21 protein-coding genes are annotated in these 19835 nt (G+C 37.1%); 18 read left to right on the forward strand and 3 right to left on the reverse strand.

Annotated features, from left to right (window positions below):
• Positions 1 to 2: 2 nt before the first annotated feature.
• The 8 genes from AC6UDB_RS02235 (at position 3) to AC6UDB_RS02270 (ending at position 8739) form a co-directional block, all read left to right on the forward strand.
• Entirely contained in the window at positions 3 to 1163 is a 1161-nt protein-coding gene (locus tag AC6UDB_RS02235) for a cysteine desulfurase family protein (protein WP_500709056.1), read from the forward strand.
• Positions 1163 to 1507, forward strand: a complete 345-nt coding sequence (locus AC6UDB_RS02240) for a DUF1831 domain-containing protein (RefSeq protein ID WP_500709057.1) — start codon at positions 1163 to 1165, stop codon at positions 1505 to 1507. Before AC6UDB_RS02235 ends, AC6UDB_RS02240 begins: the two co-directional genes overlap by 1 nt.
• Positions 1508 to 1615: 108 nt before the next feature.
• Entirely contained in the window at positions 1616 to 2740 is a 1125-nt protein-coding gene (gene mnmA / locus AC6UDB_RS02245) for a tRNA 2-thiouridine(34) synthase MnmA (protein WP_500693917.1), read from the forward strand.
• Between the two features lie 99 nt (positions 2741 to 2839).
• Entirely contained in the window at positions 2840 to 3496 is a 657-nt protein-coding gene (locus AC6UDB_RS02250) for a histidine phosphatase family protein (protein WP_500709058.1), read from the forward strand.
• Between the two features lie 13 nt (positions 3497 to 3509).
• Positions 3510 to 4241 (forward strand): tetratricopeptide repeat protein, encoded by a 732-nt coding sequence (locus AC6UDB_RS02255; protein WP_500709059.1) that lies wholly within the window; start codon positions 3510 to 3512, stop codon positions 4239 to 4241.
• 10 nt (positions 4242 to 4251) lie between these two features.
• Positions 4252 to 6708: an SF1B family DNA helicase RecD2 gene (recD2, locus tag AC6UDB_RS02260; RefSeq protein ID WP_500709060.1), complete on the forward strand. Its 2457-nt coding sequence runs from the start codon at positions 4252 to 4254 to the stop codon at positions 6706 to 6708.
• A 54-nt stretch (positions 6709 to 6762) separates the two neighbouring features.
• Positions 6763 to 7722, forward strand: a complete 960-nt coding sequence (locus tag AC6UDB_RS02265; RefSeq protein ID WP_500696602.1) for a ribose-phosphate diphosphokinase — start codon at positions 6763 to 6765, stop codon at positions 7720 to 7722.
• 21 nt (positions 7723 to 7743) lie between these two features.
• A complete protein-coding gene (locus AC6UDB_RS02270; protein ID WP_500693912.1) occupies positions 7744 to 8739 on the forward strand; it encodes an aldo/keto reductase in 996 nt (331 codons plus the stop codon).
• Between the two features lie 101 nt (positions 8740 to 8840).
• On the opposite strand, the gene rnjA is transcribed toward AC6UDB_RS02270, so the two are convergent.
• Together rnjA and AC6UDB_RS02280 are read right to left on the reverse strand one after the other, a co-directional pair.
• Positions 8841 to 10520 (reverse strand): ribonuclease J1, encoded by a 1680-nt coding sequence (gene rnjA / locus AC6UDB_RS02275; RefSeq protein ID WP_500693911.1) that lies wholly within the window; start codon positions 10518 to 10520, stop codon positions 8841 to 8843.
• Between the two features lie 2 nt (positions 10521 to 10522).
• Positions 10523 to 10738, reverse strand: coding sequence for a DNA-directed RNA polymerase subunit epsilon (locus AC6UDB_RS02280; protein WP_500693910.1), 216 nt, complete (start codon positions 10736 to 10738; stop codon positions 10523 to 10525).
• A gap of 184 nt (positions 10739 to 10922) precedes the next feature.
• Between AC6UDB_RS02280 and AC6UDB_RS02285 the strand changes: the two genes are divergently transcribed.
• A complete protein-coding gene (locus AC6UDB_RS02285; protein WP_500693909.1) occupies positions 10923 to 11417 on the forward strand; it encodes a hypothetical protein in 495 nt (164 codons plus the stop codon).
• Positions 11418 to 11442: 25 nt separating this feature from the next.
• Here AC6UDB_RS02285 and def read toward each other — a convergent pair whose 3' ends face one another.
• Positions 11443 to 12003 (reverse strand): peptide deformylase, encoded by a 561-nt coding sequence (gene def / locus AC6UDB_RS02290; RefSeq protein ID WP_500693908.1) that lies wholly within the window; start codon positions 12001 to 12003, stop codon positions 11443 to 11445.
• Positions 12004 to 12190: 187 nt separating this feature from the next.
• Between def and AC6UDB_RS02295 the strand changes: the two genes are divergently transcribed.
• The 9 genes from AC6UDB_RS02295 to AC6UDB_RS02335 all read left to right on the forward strand — a co-directional run bounded on the left by AC6UDB_RS02295 (position 12191) and on the right by AC6UDB_RS02335 (position 19795).
• Positions 12191 to 13123, forward strand: coding sequence for a Rossmann-fold NAD(P)-binding domain-containing protein (locus AC6UDB_RS02295; RefSeq protein ID WP_500693907.1), 933 nt, complete (start codon positions 12191 to 12193; stop codon positions 13121 to 13123).
• On the forward strand, positions 13107 to 13403 hold the full coding sequence (locus AC6UDB_RS02300) for a UPF0223 family protein (RefSeq protein WP_500706378.1): 297 nt from the start codon (positions 13107 to 13109) through the stop codon (positions 13401 to 13403). The genes AC6UDB_RS02295 and AC6UDB_RS02300 overlap by 17 nt, the downstream gene beginning before the upstream one ends.
• Positions 13403 to 14194, forward strand: coding sequence for an inositol monophosphatase family protein (locus AC6UDB_RS02305; protein ID WP_500709191.1), 792 nt, complete (start codon positions 13403 to 13405; stop codon positions 14192 to 14194). Before AC6UDB_RS02300 ends, AC6UDB_RS02305 begins: the two co-directional genes overlap by 1 nt.
• Positions 14195 to 14293: 99 nt before the next feature.
• Positions 14294 to 16129, forward strand: a complete 1836-nt coding sequence (typA, locus tag AC6UDB_RS02310) for a translational GTPase TypA (protein ID WP_500693905.1) — start codon at positions 14294 to 14296, stop codon at positions 16127 to 16129.
• Positions 16130 to 16242: 113 nt separating this feature from the next.
• Positions 16243 to 17415, forward strand: coding sequence for an FtsW/RodA/SpoVE family cell cycle protein (locus AC6UDB_RS02315; protein ID WP_500693904.1), 1173 nt, complete (start codon positions 16243 to 16245; stop codon positions 17413 to 17415).
• Between the two features lie 9 nt (positions 17416 to 17424).
• Positions 17425 to 17688: a YlbG family protein gene (locus AC6UDB_RS02320; RefSeq protein WP_500709061.1), complete on the forward strand. Its 264-nt coding sequence runs from the start codon at positions 17425 to 17427 to the stop codon at positions 17686 to 17688.
• A 9-nt stretch (positions 17689 to 17697) separates the two neighbouring features.
• Positions 17698 to 18252 (forward strand): 16S rRNA (guanine(966)-N(2))-methyltransferase RsmD, encoded by a 555-nt coding sequence (gene rsmD / locus AC6UDB_RS02325; RefSeq protein WP_500693902.1) that lies wholly within the window; start codon positions 17698 to 17700, stop codon positions 18250 to 18252.
• A gap of 11 nt (positions 18253 to 18263) precedes the next feature.
• Complete coding sequence (coaD, locus tag AC6UDB_RS02330; protein ID WP_500709062.1) at positions 18264 to 18743, forward strand: pantetheine-phosphate adenylyltransferase; 480 nt, start codon at positions 18264 to 18266, stop codon at positions 18741 to 18743.
• On the forward strand, positions 18740 to 19795 hold the full coding sequence (locus AC6UDB_RS02335) for a SepM family pheromone-processing serine protease (protein WP_500709063.1): 1056 nt from the start codon (positions 18740 to 18742) through the stop codon (positions 19793 to 19795). Before coaD ends, AC6UDB_RS02335 begins: the two co-directional genes overlap by 4 nt.
• The last annotated feature ends 40 nt before the right edge of the window (positions 19796 to 19835 follow it).

A 19835-nucleotide genomic window follows, 5' to 3' on the forward strand; every position in this document is an offset into this window, starting at 1 on the left:
AATTGGGTGAGATCTATTTAGATAACGCCGCAACCACACCAGTCTCCAGCGAAGTGCTGGATGATATGTATGATAAGTTTAAAAACAACTTTGGAAATGCTTCAACTCTATATCAGCTTGGGAGACAATCCAAAGAAATTTTGGAAAATAGTCGACATGTGATTGCTAAAAGTATTAATGCGGACGATAACGAAATCGTATTTACAAGTGGTGGAACCGAAAGTGATAACACGGCAGTAATTAGAACCGCTGAGGCTCGAAAGAGTCTTGGTAATCACATTATTACAACTTCGATTGAACACGAAGCAATTTTAAAACCAATGAAATATTTAGAAGATCATGGATTTAGAGTTACTTATTTGCCGGTTGACAAGCAAGGTAATATTTCTTTAACTGATCTGAAGAATGCGCTTAATGATGACACGATTTTGGTTTCAATCATGATGGGAAATAATGAAGTGGGGAGTAAGAATCCGATTCACGAAATTGGGGAACTACTTAAAGATCATCAGGCTTGGTTTCATACGGATGCTGTGCAAGCCTATGGTCTACTTGATATTGATGTCAAAAGGGATCATATTGATTTACTATCTACATCGGCTCATAAGTTAAATGGTCCAAAAATGATTGGTTTTTTGTATCGACGAAATGGAATTAATTTTACCAGTTATATTATGGGAGGCGATCAAGAAGACAAACGACGTGCCGGAACCGAAAATATTCCCCAAATATCAGGATTTGCGACGGCCGTTAGAAACCTTCCTAGTGAAAAGAAAAAGCAACGAAGAGAAGATTTTAGACGATTTAAGCGCGAAGTGGTTGATGGATTAACTAATAACGGAATTGACATTGATGTAAACGGATCGATGAGTGATAATACCCTGCCACACGTCTTAAACATTTGGATCAAGGGAATTTCTACCTATGTTATGCAGACTAATTTAGATTTAGCTGGGATTGCCGTGTCGGGTGGATCAGCATGTACCGCTGGTAGTTTAGAACCTTCTCATGTCTTAACTGCAATGTTTGGAAAAGATAGTCCTAGACTTTCAGAATCCATTCGAGTTAGTTTTGGGGCATATACCACTGATGAAGACATTCAAAAATTAGTTACTGAGATTACGGCGATTGTTCATCGCTTGAAGAAGGGAAACAAGAAGTAATGGCATTTTCAAAGGTAGTCCAGTTAAAGGGTGGAACTGACAAATATGAGTTGAACCCAGAAATCAAACAATACACTTTACTTGACCTTGGTTTTAACACCACTAAAAGTGGCAATTTTTCCTATAAGAAATCCATGGACCCAGAGTCCCCATTCAATAAAAGGGCGATCAAGCTTAAGATTACAATCAATTCTGATATGAGTGAATTTAAGATGGCAGTCGTTGATGGTAATGAAATGAATGATGTGGATATCTTTTCTAATGATAATCATCAAGAAGAACGTGATCAGTTTAATTTCATTATGCAGAATATGATTTTAAGAAAAGTATTTCAAAAAGTGTAGAAGAGTGAAGAGTTGCAAGAATGTTAGTTAGTAGAGTATGATAGTAAATACTGGAATTGCGACCTTCAAATCGTAGATTTTCAGAATCTAAAGAATGATGGTGATGTTATGCAAGATAACAGTAAAACACGTGTTGTTGTTGGTATGAGTGGTGGAGTTGACTCTTCAGTTGCCGCCTACCTCTTAAAACAACAGGGATACGATGTGGTTGGAGTCTTCATGAAGAACTGGGATGACACCGATGCTGATGGTGTTTGTACCGCTACTGAAGACTACAAGGATGTTGCTCATGTTGCTAACGAAATCGGCATCCCATATTATTCTGTTAACTTTGAACATGAGTATTGGGACCGGGTCTTCAAGTATTTCTTAGCGGAATACAAACGCGGACGTACTCCTAATCCTGATGTAATTTGTAATACTGAGATTAAGTACAAAGCTTTTCTCGAGTATGCAATGGATCTTGGTGCCGATTATATTGCAATGGGGCATTATGCTCAGTTGAAACGTGATAAAGAAGGACACAACCACTTATTACGTTCTACAGATCTTAATAAAGATCAAACTTACTTTTTAAGTCAACTTTCAGCGGATCAATTGGATCGAGTAATGTTTCCAGTTGGTGGAATGACTAAACCTGAGGTTAGAAAAATTGCTAAAGAAGCTAACCTTTGGGTAGCCGACAAAAAGGATTCAATGGGAGTTTGTTTCATTGGTCCAAACAACTTTAATAATTTTCTTAGCAAATACCTTCCTGCTAAACCAGGTAAAATGATGACCTTTGATGGTGAAGTTAAGGGTCATCATAATGGGCTGATGTATTATACAATTGGTCAGAGGAAAGGTCTCGGTATTGGTGGAGATGGTTATGATAATCGACCTTGGTTTGTTGTTGGTAAGGATCTTTCTAAGAATATTCTGTACGTTGGAAAGGGTTATGACAATGAACATTTATATGCTGATTATTTAACTGCTTCTGGTCTTTCTTGGATTGATTCCAATACGCGAGGAAATGATTTTCACTGCACAGCTAAGTTTAGGTATCGTCAAAAGGATACTGGGGTTACCGTTCATATTGATGACGATAATAATCATGTTAAGGTAACTTTTGATGAACCAGTTCGGTCAATTACTCCCGGACAGGCAGTGGTTTTTTATGACGGTCAAGAATGTTTAGGAACCGCTACGATTGATGCCGCGTTTAAAAATGATCATGAACTACAATATGTATAATATTTAAACAAAGTTCGACTCGTTTTGAGTCGGACTTTTTTGATAATTTAATTCTAAACTGGCATAATAAAGCTATATCAATGTGTGTGAGGGATTTAAATGAGACTTTATTTTGTGAGACATGGGAAGACCGAATGGAATCTTGAAAGTAGGTATCAAGGTGCCGGAGGTGATTCACCGCTTCTTGACGAAAGTTACCATGAAATGGATCAAGCGGGTAAATTTCTTTCTGGTGTTCAATTTGCACATATTTATGCAAGCCCCATCAAAAGAGCACGAATTACTGCTTTCCATATTCAAAAATGGTTAAAATCTCCAGTTTCCATTTCACTGGACAGTCGCTTGGAAGAGTTTCATCTCGGTAAGATGGAAGGGATGAAATTTACTGATGTGCAAAAGAAATTCCCAGAAGAATTTGATGCCTTTCGTAACCATCCGGATCAATATCGTCCTGAAGCAATTGGTGGGGAGGATTTCCCTGCATTAATTAAACGAATGCAAAGTAAAATTGGTGAAATTACGCAAAATTACAATAGTAACGATAATATTTTAATTGTTAGTCATGGAGCAGCTCTAAATGCTTTGATTAATTCATTATTAGGAATCCCTCTGAGAGATTTACGGAAACGTGGTGGATTGGCTAATACAAGTACTACCGTTATTGAAACTAGTAATCATGGCAAAACGTATCGATTGGTGGATTGGAATGACACCAGTTATTTAGATAGGGAAATTGAAAAATCAGATTTAGTGTAATAGGAGTAAGGCTATGACAGATAATGGACGAGAAAATAAACCAACGGAAGATCCCCGTCAAAAGCAAGCGGAGGAAACACTTCATAAGTTAGTAAAAGATATTGATGATCACCCAAAGGACTACCGAACTTACTATGATTTAAGTGTGTTTTTAGTTGAGCTTAAAAGTTATACCCAGGCTGAAGAGTTATTAATGAAGGCTTTGGGTTTATTTGGCGATTCAAATAAAAAAGCAAAAAGCACGCTGTTATATGGTTTAGGTAACGTATATTATTCTGCTGGTGAATATGAAAAAGCCATTCAACAATTTCAGCAGGTGAATGATCCTGAGTTAAAAAAAGACGCTTACGTGATGTTGGCTCAAAGTTATATGGGGAAAAAGGACTATAAGAGAGCTTTAGTGTTTTTATTAACGGCTCAAGAATTAGCAAAGCAAGATTCTGAAATTAATCGAATGATGGGGGAGTGCCTAATGGCACTTGGTGATTTCGATCAAGCAGCCGATTTTTACGATCGAGTTCTAAAAAGTAATCCAAATGATGGGAAAGCTAATTTCGATCGGGGATTAATTGCGATGGTGATTGGTGAACCATTTGATGATTATTTCAAGAAAGCCGAAAAGTACGATAAGAAAAATTTTGATTCCAAACAAAGTCAGATAAAAGACATTGAAAAAGTCGTTCAATTAAATAAACAAAAAAATGAGCACCCTGATGACTCGAAACCAAATGATTCCAAAAAATAGGAGAAAATAATTGTCTGAATCCATGGATTTATTTCAAACGAACGAAAAATTGAATAATTCATCTCAAAACGAGCAACCATTTGTGAAGGGACAAGTTCAGACAACTTTTTTTGAAAGTTCAGATAGTTTCTACAAAGTTTTGCTGGTAAAGGTTAATGAAACCAATGTAGATTGGCATGAAGATGAAATTGTTATCACTGGTAACTTTGCGGATATTAGTGATGATGTCACTTATCGTTTTATTGGGAAGTTGGTTGACCATCCTAAGTATGGAAAGCAATTTCAAGCTGAAAATTACGAGCGGGTTGGTCAAACTTCCAAGAAGGGTTTGGTTAATTATTTATCAGGTGATGAATTTACTGGTATCGGGCCGAAGACTGCCGAAAAAGTTGTTAGCAAATTGGGAACGAATTTAATTGAGAAGGTTTTAAAAAACCCGGCGGTTTTAAATTCAGTTGGATTAACCAAGAAGCAAAAGGATGTAATTACAAAAGCAATTCACGAAAATAATGGGGTTGAACAAACCATCGTTGGGCTGAATAGTTATGGCTTCGGCAGTAGCTTAGCTTCTGCCATCTTTAAAAAGTATAAAGAGCAGGCTTTAGAAGTCATTAAGAATAATCCTTACCAACTCGTTGAGGATATTTCTGGAATTAGCTTTAAGCGTGCTGATCGAATTGCGAATAAGGTTGGAGTAGATTACAACGATAAAGGACGGTTGCGTGCCGGATTACTGACAGCTCTTGACTCTTTATCCATTAAAAGTGGTAATACGTATTCTGACACTAGAGAATTGATGCAAGAAAGCACTCGAATTCTTGAAACCGATCGAACGCAGAGTATTGACGATAAGAAGTTAGGTGAAGAATTGTATGATTTAGCTAAAGACCAAAAAATTGTCGTTGATGAAGATAAAATTTATTTAAAAAATCTATACGATGACGAGATACGCATTGCTGAAAACATCAAGCGAATTGAGCAGGGTGGCAAAAAGGCGGAGGATCAACCTAATGATTTTTCTAAGATAATTGGCAAAGTTGAGAGTGAGGTCGGAATTGAGTATGACGACTCTCAGAAAAAAGCCATTAATGAAGCAATGATAAACCCTGCATTTTTGCTTACTGGTGGTCCTGGAACTGGGAAAACGACTATTATCAACGGAATTGTTAGAACGTTTGCCAAAGCTAATGATTTATCTTTAGATATTAATGACTATAAAGAACAAGCATATCCAGTATTATTAGCAGCTCCTACTGGGCGAGCTGCCAAGAAAATGAGTGAGTCAACTAAAATTCCTGCCAGTACCATTCATCGCTTGCTAGGTCTTACTGGTCATGGCGATGAAGAAGCTGCCAATGATTTGGAGGGTGGTTTGTTAATCGTTGATGAAATGTCGATGGTGGATACAGACTTATTTAAAATTTTATGCCAGGCGGTTCCAAACGGTATGAAGGTGATCTTTGTTGGTGATAAAGATCAGTTACCGTCGGTTGGTCCCGGTCAGGTTTTTTATGATTTACTCCGTTCTCACACAATTCCTAGCGTGGAATTAAACCAAATTCACCGTCAAAATGACGGATCAACCATTGTAGAATTAGCCCATGATATCAAGAATGGTGAGATGCCCAAAACACTTTTAAAAAACCAAAGGGATCGTAGCTTTATTAATTGTAATACCCAACAAGTTGATTCGGTAATTAAGCAGATTGTTAATAAGGCCAAAACGAAAGGATTTAGTTCTACGGATGTACAAGTACTGGCTCCAATGTATCGTGGAACTGCAGGGATTGATCGTTTAAACGTTGAGATTCAAAACATTATGAATCCTAAAACGGCTGACTCTCAGAAAGAAGTTGACTTTAGGGGAACCACTTATCGAATTGGCGATAAGGTTCTTCAACTTGTAAATGTCCCTGAGAATAACATTTTTAACGGTGATATTGGTAAAGTCGTTGGAATTGAAGTTAATAGCGATAATAAGCATTATCTAGATAAACTGGTCATTGCGTTTGATCAAAATGAGGTTACCTATACTCGAAATGACTGGAATCAGTTAACACTTGCCTACTGTACCTCGATTCATAAAGCTCAGGGTAGTGAGTTCGAAATGGTTATCTTACCGATTGTTTCTCAGTATAAGAGGATGCTTAAAAGGAATTTATTGTATACTGCAGTTACTAGAGCTTCGAAAATGTTGATTATGATTGGAGATCCAAATTCATTTGAAGAATGTATTGAAAATGAATCGGTTAATCGGAAAACGACTTTGAAGCAACGGTTACAATACGTGATTGACGAAGAGTTTACTCCAAAGGTAATTGGAAGTTCAAAAAAGGGTAGACCGACTTTTAAAAAGAAAACTCCCTCAGATTTTATTTTATCGGAGGATCAGATTATTGAAAATACAATTGATCCCATGATTGGGATGCAGGGAATTACCCCTCAAAATTTTAATAATGATAAATGAATTAAATTCGATTATAATGTAGGTAGTAATTAGTTGGTTATGAGGGGAAACTTGATGGTGAAAACAAAAAAAGAAAAAAAGTCGGCAAAGATATTTGCGTTGAATTCGAATCGTCCGTTAGCAGAAAAGATTTCTGAATATAGTGGAATGGACCTTGGTAAAGCAACCATCAATCATTTTAGTGATGGTGAAATTCAAATTTCAATTGATGAAAGTATTCGTGGAGATGATGTATACATCGTTCAATCGCTTTCTGATCCTGTTAATGATAATTTGATGGAACTGATGATTATGATTGATGCGGTTCGAAGAACTAGTCCCCATACTATTAACGTGGTAATCCCGTACTATGGATATTCAAGATCTGACCGAAAAGCGCGTTCAAGAGAACCAATTACTGCAAAATTAATTGCTACTTTTCTTGAATCTAGTGCGGTAGATCGAGTCATTACTCTTGATTTGCATGCGGCACAAATTCAGGGATTTTTTGATATCCCAGTGGATCACTTGCGGTCACTTGAGTTAATGGGTAATTACCTAAAAGAACATGATATTAGTAATGACGCCGTTGTGGTTTCACCCGATTATAATAGTGTCGCCAAGGCACGAGGAATGGCTGGCTACTTGAACCTTCCGATTGCAATTGTTGATAATCGAAATCCTGAGGATCTAAGTCAGGTTCCTAGTACGATTATTGGTGATGTAAAGGGTAAAAAGGCAATTGTTGTTGATGATATGATTGTGACGGGTGAGAAGATGAAAATCACTGCTCAAGCGATTATGAATGCGGGAGCAAAAGCGGTTTATGTAGTTGCTACTCATCCTGTTCTTACTGAAGAAGCGAGACAAAATCTTTCCGATCCAGCCATTAAACAGGTGATCGTTTCCGATTCCATTGTCGTTCCACAGAATAAGAGAGTTGACAAAATGGTGATCGTTTCAGTTGGCAAGCTGATTGGCGATGCCTTAAAATTAATTGAGAACGAACAATCAACAAGTAAATTGTTTAAGTAATATAAATTTGGAGGGATTCTAATGGTATTTAGAGCAAAAGATGATCGTTACGATAATATGAAAGTAAGACGTGCAGGAACAACGGGACTGCAGTTACCCGCATTATCATTTGGAATGTGGCACAGCTTCGGTGACGATGCTAATTTTAAAGATAGTGAAAAGGTAATGCTCCATGCTTTCAACAAGGGAATCTTTAGCTTTGATTTAGCTAATAACTATGGGCCCGGTTCAGGTGCTGCTGAAAGAATGTTTGGCCAAGTTTATCGACGCGATTTAAAGCCTTACCGTGATGAATTAATTATCACCACTAAAGCTGGATTTCATATGTGGCCAGGTGTTTATGGTAACTATTCTTCAAAGAAGACCCTCGTTACTGCGCTAGATCAAAGTCTTCAAAGAATGGGACTTGATTATGTGGATATTTATTATACCCATCGATTTGATCCTAATACTCGATTAGAAGAGACTGCTGAAGCCCTTGATGGATTAGTTCGTGCAGGTAAAGCACTTTACATTGGAATTTCTAATTATGATGGCCATCAGACTGCTGAAATGATTAAATTATTTAAGGAACTGAAGACTCCGTTTGTAGTTAACCAGAGTTCATATAATATGCTTAATCGAGAGCCGGAAGATGATGGGACCCTTAAGACCTTAGCAGATAATCATGATGGCTTTATTGCTTACGGTCCTTTGGCAGAGGGCCTTTTGACTAGTAAGTATCTAAAGGGGATTCCAAGTAACATTAAATTGCATAAGACTAACAAGTTTATTTTGGCTAATGGTGATGAAAGTGCTGTTAATAAACTAAATAAATTAAACGATATTGCACAGAATCGTGACCAGACACTTGCCCAAATGTCATTAGCATGGCTATTACACGATCCAACGATTGCCAGTGTGGTCACTGGTGCGTCAAAAGTCGATCATTTAGATGATAACCTGAAGGCATTAGATAATCTTGACTTTACTCAAGATGAATTAGATGAAATTGACAAAATCGTTAAGTATAAATAATTAAAAAAGGTATGCTTACTAAGCGTACCTTTTTGTTATTAAGACTAATAATGAGACTAAAATAAGGGCTGAATCCAAACAATTGGATTCAGCCCTTATTGTTAATTGTTCATGATTAGCATTGGTAAGATTAGGGGACTTCTTTGTGTTTTTTCATATAAGAAGTTTGATAAATCATTGACAATTGCTTTACTAATTGATTTTTCGTCTGCATTTTTATTCTTCATGGCACGACGGATGGTTCTAAAGACTAACTTTCGTCCTTCATCAAGTAATTCACCTGATTCGCGCATATAAACGAATCCACGTGAGAGAAGGTCAGGACCAGATTGGATTTCCTGGTTCTTTAAGTTGATGGTAGCAACAACCACTACTAAACCTTCTTCAGAAAGAAGCTGACGATCCCTTAGGACTTTATCACCAATATTTCCAACCCCATTGCCATCAATGTAAACATCACCAGCGTTGAAGTATCCAGCAACACGAGCACTATCTTTTGTTAAAGCGAGTACCTCACCATTTTTTAAAATAAAACAGTGATCGGCCGGGACTCCACATTCTTGTGCAAGTTTAGTGTGGATTTTTAACATTCGGTACTCACCATGGATCGGGACAAAGAACTTTGGCTTCATTAAACGAAGCATTAGTTTTTCTTCTTCTTGGCCACCGTGTCCAGAAGTGTGAATGTTATTAATCTTACCGTGGATGACTTTAGCGCCGTCTTCTTCAAGCTCATTAATGACCCGGTTAACACTTAATGTGTTACCAGGGATTGGGTTACTTGAAAAGACAACGGTATCACCAGGTTGGATCGAAATTTGTCGGTGAGTTCCGTTAGCAATTCGAGCCAAAGCAGCCATTGGTTCACCTTGAGAGCCGGTACACAGGATCATAACCTTATCTGCTGGTAAGTGCTTTAACTCTTGAGCATCGACGAAGGCGCTGTCAGGAACGTCTAGGTAACCAAGCTTTCTACCATTGACAATGGCTGCTTCCATACTTCTACCAAATACAGCAATTTTACGATCATGAGCTAGTGCTGTATCAATAGCAGTTTTAATTCTTGAGAGGTTGGAAGCAAAGGTGGCAAAGATAATACGACCCTTGACTTCGTCAAAAATATGACGAACGGATTTTCCAACCCATTTTTCTGACTTAGTCCAGACCGGCTTTTCGGCATTGGTACTGTCAGCCATCAAACAGAGTACACCTTCCTCACCCAGTTTGGCCATGGCTTGTAAATCAGGCGGCTGATTAGTGACAGGCGTGAGATCGAACTTATAATCTCCCGTTTCCACGATGACACCGTCGGGCGTATGAACAGCGACTCCCATTGTATCTGGTATCGAATGAGTGGTTCTAAAAAAAGAAACACTCGTCTTTTTGAATTTCAAAACTGACTTATCGTTAATCTCGTGAAGTTCAGCTTGTTTTAACAAGCCGTGTTCTTCCAATTTGTTTTTGATTAATGCTAATGCTAGCGGGCCAGCGTAAATTGGAACGTTGAGAACCTTTAAAAGAAAGGGCACACCACCGATATGATCTTCATGACCGTGGGTGATTACAAGTGCCTTAATTTTGTCCTTATTATCAATTAAGTACTGATAATCTGGGATGACATAGTCAATTCCCAATTGATCATCTTCTGGGAACTTGATTCCAGCATCAATTAAGATGATTTCATCCTGGAATTGTACACCATAAGTATTCTTACCAATTTCTCCGAGTCCACCAACACCATAAATAGCAGTTTCGTTATTTTTGATGTTTAATTTCTTCATAACTAGTTAAACTCCGTAATTTTAAAACCGGGATCATTTTTTTCAAATTCAAGGTGCTTCCCTTCGAGCGGTTCAATGAATTCAATGTTGTACTTTGTGTGTTGTTCAAGTTTAGTTCTAACGTCAGCAACGGTTTTAGCTTCTAAGTAAATCGTTTTAGTTGCTTCACGTTTAGGGTTAGAATTATTTTCATCTTGATATAAAACCTTGTAAATCAATATAATTACTCCTTTTTTGTTGATTTAATGTTATTTTTCGTACATTAGGTTGCAGGAACGCAACAATTAATCATATTTTAGCATATTATGGTAAATAAGTATAGAATCATGTGAATCGACAAACATGTTTCATGTTAGAATTGATCTATAAATTTACCTAATAATCAATAATGGGAGAAGAACAGTGAAAATATTTTTAGAATTGGTCGTTGCAATTGTTGTTGCTTTTTTAATTTATAACTGTTTGCACTATTTTTTTGTCACTTTACCGACCAAAAGGTATCAGTTAAAAATGAAGCATAGCGTTGATGGCGAAATCTATAAAGTGGTCAAATACTTTGAGGTTGAAGACAAACGTGAAATTGTGCAAAGTTACGTTGGGTCACAAGTACTGTCTGATTTCTGGGGTAGGGGAGTGATGGTTTTTGAATATCGTTGCGTTGTAAAAGAGGGTTATGATGATGCGGATCTCTTACGGGACCTTTTTAATCAAAAACTATCTGAATATGCCATTTCAGATGGTTTTATTGATTCCAATCATAAAAAAACGTTGATTGTGACTGACTGTTGGTTGAACAAAAGCGTAATGGTTTTTGATGTAGCCAATGTTATTAATCCTGCAACTCATGAATATTTAAGTGATTTGGATAAGTTAAATGAAAAAGAAAGGGAGACGTAGTAACGTCTCCCACAAAAAAACAATATTAATCAAAAAATACTTCATCTTCGGTTTTGGAAAATGGATCATCTTTGTCGATATGGTCGTAAAACAGAGTTCCGTGAAGATGATCAATTTCATGTTGAGCAATGATGGCTGGGTAGTGTTTTAACCTGACTTGATGAACTTTACCGCTCAAATCTTGATATTTAATCGTAACACGGTCTGCCCTCGGAACAAAACCAGGGACATCACGATCGACCGATAAGCATCCTTCACCTTCAGTTAATGCACCACGTTGAACGGAATTTGAGATAATAACTGGATTTATCATAATTGCCTTGAAGGGCGATTTTTGGTCTTCGCCTTCTGGTGGGGTTAAAACAGCAGCCATTGATTTGGATTGTCCAACTTGTGGAGCTGCCAAACCAACTCCTGCTCGCAAATGGTACTTTTTACATTGTTCAGGATCCTGACTAACTTCCAAGTAATTCATCATTTTTTCGCCTAATTTACGATCTTCATCGCTAAGTGGAAATTTAACGGGTTGACTTTGTTCCCGTAACACAGGATTTCCCTCTCGAGTTATGTCTTTCATTAAGTACATAACGTTTTACCTCCTAATTCATGTCAACTTCTACCAGTTATTTTATCATAAATCGCAAAACCAGTTAATTTCATGGTATTTCAGTATTTTAATTTACTCTTATGTGCAAAAAGAAATTTGAAATGGTATTTTATTAACAAGCAAAAAATTAATAAATTCTTTAAAAACAAAGAATGGAGGAATTGGAATGCAACCAAAAATATTAATTAAAGGAAGCATAACCAGGATCTTATCACTTTTGAACGCTTTAATTGTTTTAGACTTTCCCGTTACTATCCAAGTAGACGACAGTGAACAAGTTCGATCAACTGTCTTTTCTAGTAAGATGTGTCATAACTTGTCAATCCAGATTGCAAGTAAGCCAGAATTAAATAATTTCGATGCATTATTGTATTTGCCAAACATTGATTTCTATAATCCCAAGTTGACGGATGCTACTCAAATTGCAGAAGACTTGAGACCGGAAATTGATAAACTAAGGAATTTAATCAATGACTGTGTCTCAAATGGATTTCGCGGTAAAATAGTGATTGATGCCCCACATGATGAAGTTTTTACGTATTTTGCAGCAAGTTTTTCTGGACTTGATAATCAAAATATCATTGGCGTTGGAACTCTTCCCCAAGAAATGCTACTAAAGAATGAGCTCCAGAGGAATTTTGACGTTAGTGCTGATGATATTAATGTCAATGTCTTAGGATTAAATACTAATAATTTAGTCGCGTGGAGTAGGGTTTACATTGGTCCTGCAACCTTGCTTTCATACCTGGCTGATGATAGTAACAACTATAGTAGTGACATCATTACTCAAGTTCAGGAAGTGATTGATGATCAGGGGGTTGTTATTAATGAAATGATTCAAAGTAAAGCTATTGTCCGACTACTTTTTTCGATGTATGAGGGTCAATCGTTAATTTGTTCAGTTGTAAATGTTGATAAAGAAAAAGATGAGCTAAGGCTGGATGTTAGCCCCAAACTAATTAATCGAAATGGAGCAGCTCAATCGATTCGACTTCAGCTTTCAGAGGACGAACAAAAAAAGTTAAACTCAGACGTTGAATGGGCCAATAATATTATTGCAGCCGTGATTAATGGAGGAAAAAATGCCTCGAAAAACTAATGATAGTTATTCTTATCCCATTGTTGATGATTGGAGTCGAAAAGAATTAATTGATGTTTGTCATTTCTTTGAAAATATTGAAATGGCTTATAATAATAAGGGAGTTAATCGAAAGAAACTAATGGATAGTTATCGACGCTTCTGTGAGATTAATCCGGCAAGAGTCGAACAAAATAATTTACAAAGAGATTTTGAAAAGCAGTCTGGTTTAGATGTGTACCATGTTATTAAATTAGCAAAAGAAAACTCGGATTTAAAGACCATTAAGCGAAAGGAATGATTTCCATCACAACAGTAGATGATTTAAATAAAATTGATCAAGATGTTTGCCAAATCTTAAAAACCGCACGTGCGTTTGTCATGGAAAGATTAAATGGTCATTTAGACGTAGATGAAAAAACTGGAAGGAAAGATTTAGTTACAAACATTGATAAAGACAACGAAAAGTTTTTTGTAAAACAGCTAAAAGCACTTAAACCTGACAGTAAAGTTCTCGGTGAAGAGGGCTTAGGTGACAAAATTGACAATTTAAACGGACGGGTTTGGATTGTAGATCCAATCGATGGAACGATGAATTTTGTAAAGCAACGTAATCACTTCGCAATGATGATTGCCTATTATGTCGATGGCGTACCAACCCTCGGGTTCATTTATGATGTTATAAATAACAAGTTGTATCATGGTGGCCCTGATATTGGTATCTATGTTAATTCTGAGACAATGAATCCTCCAGTTAACGGTTCTCTTGAAGATGGGTTGATTGGAATGAGTGGTCCGCTTGTTATTAGGGATGTTTATCATATGCAAGAAATTGCAGAGACTAGTTCTGGTTATCGAATTTATGGTAGTGCTGGGATCGAAATCGTTGCTGCTCTTTGCGGAGAGACAATCGGTTATATTTCGCATTTAAGGCCTTGGGATATTGCTGCTGGTCGTGTTCTTGCTGAAACGCTTGGGATGAGCGTTTCTACTATTGACGGCAAGCCCATAAATATGCTATCATCAAACACAGTTTTGTTAGCGACAAAAAAGGCGCAAAAAGATATTCTGAAAATTTCGACGAAGCGTTAATCAAAAGCTGTGATGGACTCACAGCTTTTTTATCGAAGTTGGGTTATTAACTTATCAAATTGCAAATTTTTGAATTGCTTTTTTGAGGAGGAAACATTTTTGAAAACAAGAGACGATATTAGAAACATTGCCATCATTGCCCATGTCGATCATGGTAAGACGACCTTGGTTAATGAATTATTAAAGCAATCTGACACATTGAATGATCACACTGAGATTCAAGATCGTGCGTTAGATTCTAACGCGATTGAACGTGAGCGTGGAATTACCATTCTGTCAAAAAATACTGCCGTTAAATATGGCGACAAACAAATTAACATTTTGGATACTCCAGGACATGCCGACTTTGGTGGAGAAGTTGAGCGTATCATGCGAATGGTTGATGGTGTCCTTTTGGTTGTTGATGCAGCCGAAGGAACAATGCCACAGACCCGTTTTGTTTTAAAGAAGGCTTTGGAACAACATTTGACTCCAATCGTTGTAATCAACAAAGTTGATAAGCCTGGTGCAAGACCTGAAGCAGTTGTTGATGAAGTTCTTGATTTATTCATTGAATTAGGTGCTGATGAAGAACAACTGGAATTCCCAGTGGTTTATGCCTCTGCTATGAACGGAACTTCAAGTTATGATCCTGACGTTTCAAAGCAGGAACACACTATGAAGCCGGTTTTTGATACCATTATCAAAAACATCCCTTCACCAATCGATAATTCAGACGATCCATTACAATTCCAAGTTGCAATGCTTGATTATAACGATTTCGTTGGTCGAATTGGTATTGGCCGTGTCTTCAGAGGTAAGATCAAGGTTGGGGATAATGTTGTTCTCATGAAACTTGATGGGAGCACTCAGAAGTTCCGTGTTACTAAATTGATGGGATTCATTGGTCTTCAAAAAGTTGAAATCAATGAGGCTAAGGCCGGAGATTTAATTGCTGTCTCTGGAATGGAAGACATTAACGTTGGTGAAACCGTTGTTAGCCCTGATAAGCAGGAACCACTTCCTGTTTTGAGAATTGACGAACCAACCCTTCGAATGACTTTTGGAACCAATACTTCACCATTTGTGGGTCAAGACGGGAAGTATCTGACTGCTCGGCAACTTGGCGATCGTCTGAAGAAAGAACTTCATACGGATGTTTCTCTTCGAGTTGAAGACACTGATGATCCAGGTGCTTGGGTTGTTTCTGGACGTGGGGAACTTCATCTTTCAATCTTGATTGAAACCTTGCGTCGTGAGGGTTACGAACTTCAAGTTTCTCGTCCTGAAGTTATTTATAAGGATGTTGACGGAGTTAAGTGTGAGCCATTTGAATCCGTTCAAATTGATACCCCAGAAGAATATTCTGGTTCAATCATTGATACCTTGTCACAACGTAAGGGTGAGATGAAAAATATGGAAAACGTTGGAAATGGTCAGGTTCGAATGACTTTCTTAGTTCCATCACGTGGGTTAATTGGATACAGCACCCAATTCTTGTCATTGACTCGTGGATACGGAATTATGAACCATTCATTCAGTCAATACCTTCCAGCTATCAAAAATTGGAATCCTGGTCGTCGTAATGGGACCTTGGTTTCAATTAATTCCGGTAAAGTGACTACTTATGCCATCATGGCTGTCCAAGATCGTGGTAAGATTTTCACTGATCCTGGTACCGATGTTTATGAAGGTATGATTGTTGGTGAAAACGCACGAGATAATGACATTTCGGTTAATATTACCCGTGGCCGTAATCAGACCAACGTTCGTGCGGCTGGATCCGAAGATATTGCTAAGGTTAAGGAACCAGTTCATATGACCCTTGAAGAATCACTTGAATTCTTAAATGAGGATGAACTTTGTGAGGTTACTCCGGATCATATCAGATTGAGAAAGAGAATTTTAAATACTAATGAACGTGAAAAGGCAGCTAAGAAGCGTCGTCACAATTAATTAAAATAATTAAGACTATTTAACCATTGCTAAATAGTCTTTTTTTATTTGGTGATACTAGTATAATGAGAGGTATTAATTTATGGATTTTACATATTCAGTTGGAGATTAATATGATTAAATACTTAAAACAGCTAGACTGGTACATTATGGTACCGTACCTATTACTGAGTTTGATTGGAATTGTCATGGTCTTTTCATCTAGTGAAGGGCTAAGCGCTCATACTAATATGGCGTTTCGTTATCTGATTCTGCAATCGATATTTGTGTTTGTTGGTTTTATTGTTCTGTTGTTTTTTTCAAGGCTAAGAAGTAAATTGCTTGAGGGTAACTTAAAGTTCTATGTGTTAGCAATGGTTTTTATGGCCGTTGTTTTAGTGTTTTTGAAGTTTTTTGGTACTAGTACGAATGGGGCAGCCGGATGGATCAGAATTGGACCAGTTAGTATTCAACCGGCTGAATTTTGTAAGCCGTTATTCATCTTGTATTACGCAAATGTTTTAGCACACGAAAGACCATTCTTTAAGAACGTTGGGTTATTTAAAGAGTTTAGAACTGTTGCTAAGCCAAGCCTACTTCCAATTATCATGCTCGTTTTAATTTTCTTCCAACCTGATACCGGTGGTTTTGCAATTAACTTATTCATTATTTTAATGATGATTCTGGCAGCCGGAAGTAACTTTAAGGCTTCAAGAATTTGGATTGTTGTAATTGGCATCTTTATTTTAGGTTTTAGGATTTGGATTAAACCCTTTGATGGAATTTTAGATCATCTTCATAGTTACCAGTTTCAACGATTAATTAGTTTTTCCGACCCCTTTAAGTACATTCAGACTACCGGGCATCAATTGGTGAATTCTTATTATGCAATTAGTAACGGTGGTTGGTTTGGTGTCGGGATTGGTAACGGTATTCAAAAGATGGGTTACTTGTCAGAGCCAAATACTGATTTTATAATTGCAGTTATTGGCGAAGAACTTGGGATCGTTGGTATTTTAGTCGTTTTGGGACTCTTGTTGTATCTCGTTTTAAGAATTATCGCAGTTGGCAGTCGAACTAACGATACTTTTTATAGTACGATTTGTTATGGAACTGCTGCCTACATTTTTATTCAGACTCTATTCAATGCTGGTGGTGCGGTTGGTATGATTCCTTTAACTGGAGTTGCACTTCCATTTATCAGTTACGGGGGTTCAAGTATAACGGCACTTTCCATTTGTCTTGGACTAGTCCTTTATATTAGTAGAGTAGAAAAAAGAGAACGTAGTAATAAAAAAGTGAAGTAAGGTGAAATCATGGCCAAATTAACTGACCGAACGGAATTGATTGTTTCAACATACTCGATTCGTCAAATTAAAAACCTAAAGAGATTTGGTGATATTCGATTTGTATCGAAAAAGATGCATTATGTTATTATTTTTGTTGATAGTTCTGATTTAGATACGACTATCCAAGAAATTAATAAACTTAGGTTTGTTAAAAAGGTTGGTGTCTCTAAAACCGTTGACTTGGCACTTACTTTTGGTGAGATTAATGCTGAAAATAACGTTGAAGAGTAGGAAACAAAAATGAGAATAATTTCAGGAAAATTTGGAGGACGTAAAATTAAACCAGTCCCTGGGAATCGGACGCGCCCAACAACCGACAAAGTGCGAGAAGCGTTATTTAACATGATCGGACCATACTTTGATGGCGGTAGTTTTCTGGATTTATATGCCGGATCAGGAGCCGTCTCCCTTGAGGCCATTTCTAGGGGAATGGATCATGCCGTTTTAGTTGATAAACAGTATGCTGCGTATAAAACTATTAAACAGAACGTTGCGATTGATCCGAATGCTGCTGATTTTTCTGTGTGGAAGATGAATGCCGAATCAGCACTGGTTAAATTGAAAGAAGAAGGTCATTTCTTTGACTATATTTTCTTGGATCCCCCATATAAAAAGCAACAGATGGTTAAACAACTAGAAGAAATTAGCAATAGTGGTTTGTTAAGTCATAATGGGATGGTAATCTGTGAGACTGACAATCAAACTGATATGTCTGATGATGTTAAAAACTATCGCCTCATTAAACAAAAAGATTATGGTTTAACGGTGATATCAATCTATCAAATTTTAATATAAAGGGAAAAATTATGAAAAAAGCCATTTATCCGGGTAGCTTTGACCCCATTACCAATGGACATTTGAATATTATTAAGCGAGCAACGCAACTATTTGACGAAGTTGTCGTTGCCATTGGCGACAATTCGAGTAAAGTGGGGTTGTTTACCCCTAAAGAACGGAAAGAAATGGTTGAAACGTGTGTGGCTGACTATTCAAACGTTACTGTTAAGGTCTATTCTAATTTGACGGTTGATTTTTTAAAAGCAGAACATGCCAATATCCTGATCCGAGGGATTCGGGATACTAAAGACTTTGAAAACGAACAGGAAATTGCTAGTTTAAACCAAATGTTGGATTCGCAAATTGAGACCGTGTTGTTGTTTGCCAACCATGATTATGAATTGATTTCGTCTTCAATGGTTAAAGAGATTAATCATTTTGGTGGAGATGTATCAAAATTTGTTCCTAACGTTGTGTGTGAGGCATTAAAGGAGAAGAGAAATCAGTGAAGACAATCTGGAAATGGATTAAACATAACCGATATTTTTTGATTTTCCTAGGGATCATTATTTTTATATTGTGGTTCCTTTTTTGGCCGCTTAATGCTTTGATTGAAGCGCCTGGTGAAGCCGTTAACATTCAACCAATGGTTAAAATTCAAGGAATTAAACCAAATAAGAAGAATAAGTTTATGATCACTGCAGTTTCAATGTCGCAGGCTAGACCAATCACTTACTTGTATTCAAAAGTGAATCCCCATGTTTCAATTGAGAAAACGTCAGATGTGATGGGAAATCAAAGTAATCAAGAGTATGATAACGTACAAGATATTTATATGAAGACGGCTATCAATAATGCAATTTATGTTGGCTACCACAAAGCTCATGGTAAAATTAAGCAAAGTTATCATGGTGTGTATGTATTAAACGTTTATCCGCAATCCAATTTCGCCAATAAATTGAAGCCTGGTGATTTGGTTGAATCAATAAATGGAAAAAAATTATATAAGGGTCCCGAATATGTAAAGTACATTCAAAGTTTACCCAAGCATGCGCAACTTAAAATTACTTTTAAACGGAATGGAAAAGATAAACAGGCGATCGGCACAAAGAAACAACTGGTCAAGGGGTTTTATGGGATTGGAATCGGAATGATTGATGATATGAGTGTTAAAACTGATCCTAAGGCCAATATTAACCCAGGAAAAATTGGTGGACCCTCTGGTGGTCTGATGTTTGCCCTGCAAGTATATAGTGAATTAAAACATACGAATTACGATTACAAACGAATTGCAGGAACTGGGACGATTGCCGCCAATGGTCAAGTGGGCGAAATTGGTGGAGTGGATAAGAAAATAATTGCTGCTAATAAGAGTGGCGCACAGGTTTTCTTTTGTCCATACGTTAAACCGACTGAGCCAATTTTGAGAATGGAGCAAGGTCATAAGACTAATTACCAAGTGGCTAAAGCAACTGCCAAAAGGTATGCCCCTAAAATGAAAATTGTTCCGGTCACATCTTTTGATGACGCTTTGAATTATTTAAATCAAAAACACAGCTAAAAGCTGTGTTTTTTTCGTATTTAAATGTGAAAGGAGAGAA

Source organism: Fructilactobacillus sp. X3R2C1 (genome assembly GCF_059901235.1).

Bases quoted from the DNA above. Each gene is read 5' to 3' on its own strand.
- AC6UDB_RS02240 (WP_500709057.1), top strand. From the start codon at position 1,163: ATGGCATTTTCAAAGGTAGTCCAGTTAAAGGGTGGAACTGACAAATAT.
- mnmA (WP_500693917.1), top strand. From the start codon at position 1,616: ATGCAAGATAACAGTAAAACACGTGTTGTTGTTGGTATGAGTGGTGGA.
- AC6UDB_RS02250 (WP_500709058.1), top strand. From the start codon at position 2,840: ATGAGACTTTATTTTGTGAGACATGGGAAGACCGAATGGAATCTTGAA.
- AC6UDB_RS02255 (WP_500709059.1), top strand. From the start codon at position 3,510: ATGACAGATAATGGACGAGAAAATAAACCAACGGAAGATCCCCGTCAA.
- AC6UDB_RS02265 (WP_500696602.1), top strand. From the start codon at position 6,763: ATGGTGAAAACAAAAAAAGAAAAAAAGTCGGCAAAGATATTTGCGTTG.
- AC6UDB_RS02270 (WP_500693912.1), top strand. From the start codon at position 7,744: ATGGTATTTAGAGCAAAAGATGATCGTTACGATAATATGAAAGTAAGA.
- rnjA (WP_500693911.1), bottom strand. From the start codon at position 10,520: ATGAAGAAATTAAACATCAAAAATAACGAAACTGCTATTTATGGTGTT.
- def (WP_500693908.1), bottom strand. From the start codon at position 12,003: ATGTACTTAATGAAAGACATAACTCGAGAGGGAAATCCTGTGTTACGG.
- AC6UDB_RS02295 (WP_500693907.1), top strand. From the start codon at position 12,191: ATGCAACCAAAAATATTAATTAAAGGAAGCATAACCAGGATCTTATCA.
- AC6UDB_RS02300 (WP_500706378.1), top strand. From the start codon at position 13,107: ATGCCTCGAAAAACTAATGATAGTTATTCTTATCCCATTGTTGATGAT.
- AC6UDB_RS02315 (WP_500693904.1), top strand. From the start codon at position 16,243: ATGATTAAATACTTAAAACAGCTAGACTGGTACATTATGGTACCGTAC.
- AC6UDB_RS02320 (WP_500709061.1), top strand. From the start codon at position 17,425: ATGGCCAAATTAACTGACCGAACGGAATTGATTGTTTCAACATACTCG.
- rsmD (WP_500693902.1), top strand. From the start codon at position 17,698: ATGAGAATAATTTCAGGAAAATTTGGAGGACGTAAAATTAAACCAGTC.
- coaD (WP_500709062.1), top strand. From the start codon at position 18,264: ATGAAAAAAGCCATTTATCCGGGTAGCTTTGACCCCATTACCAATGGA.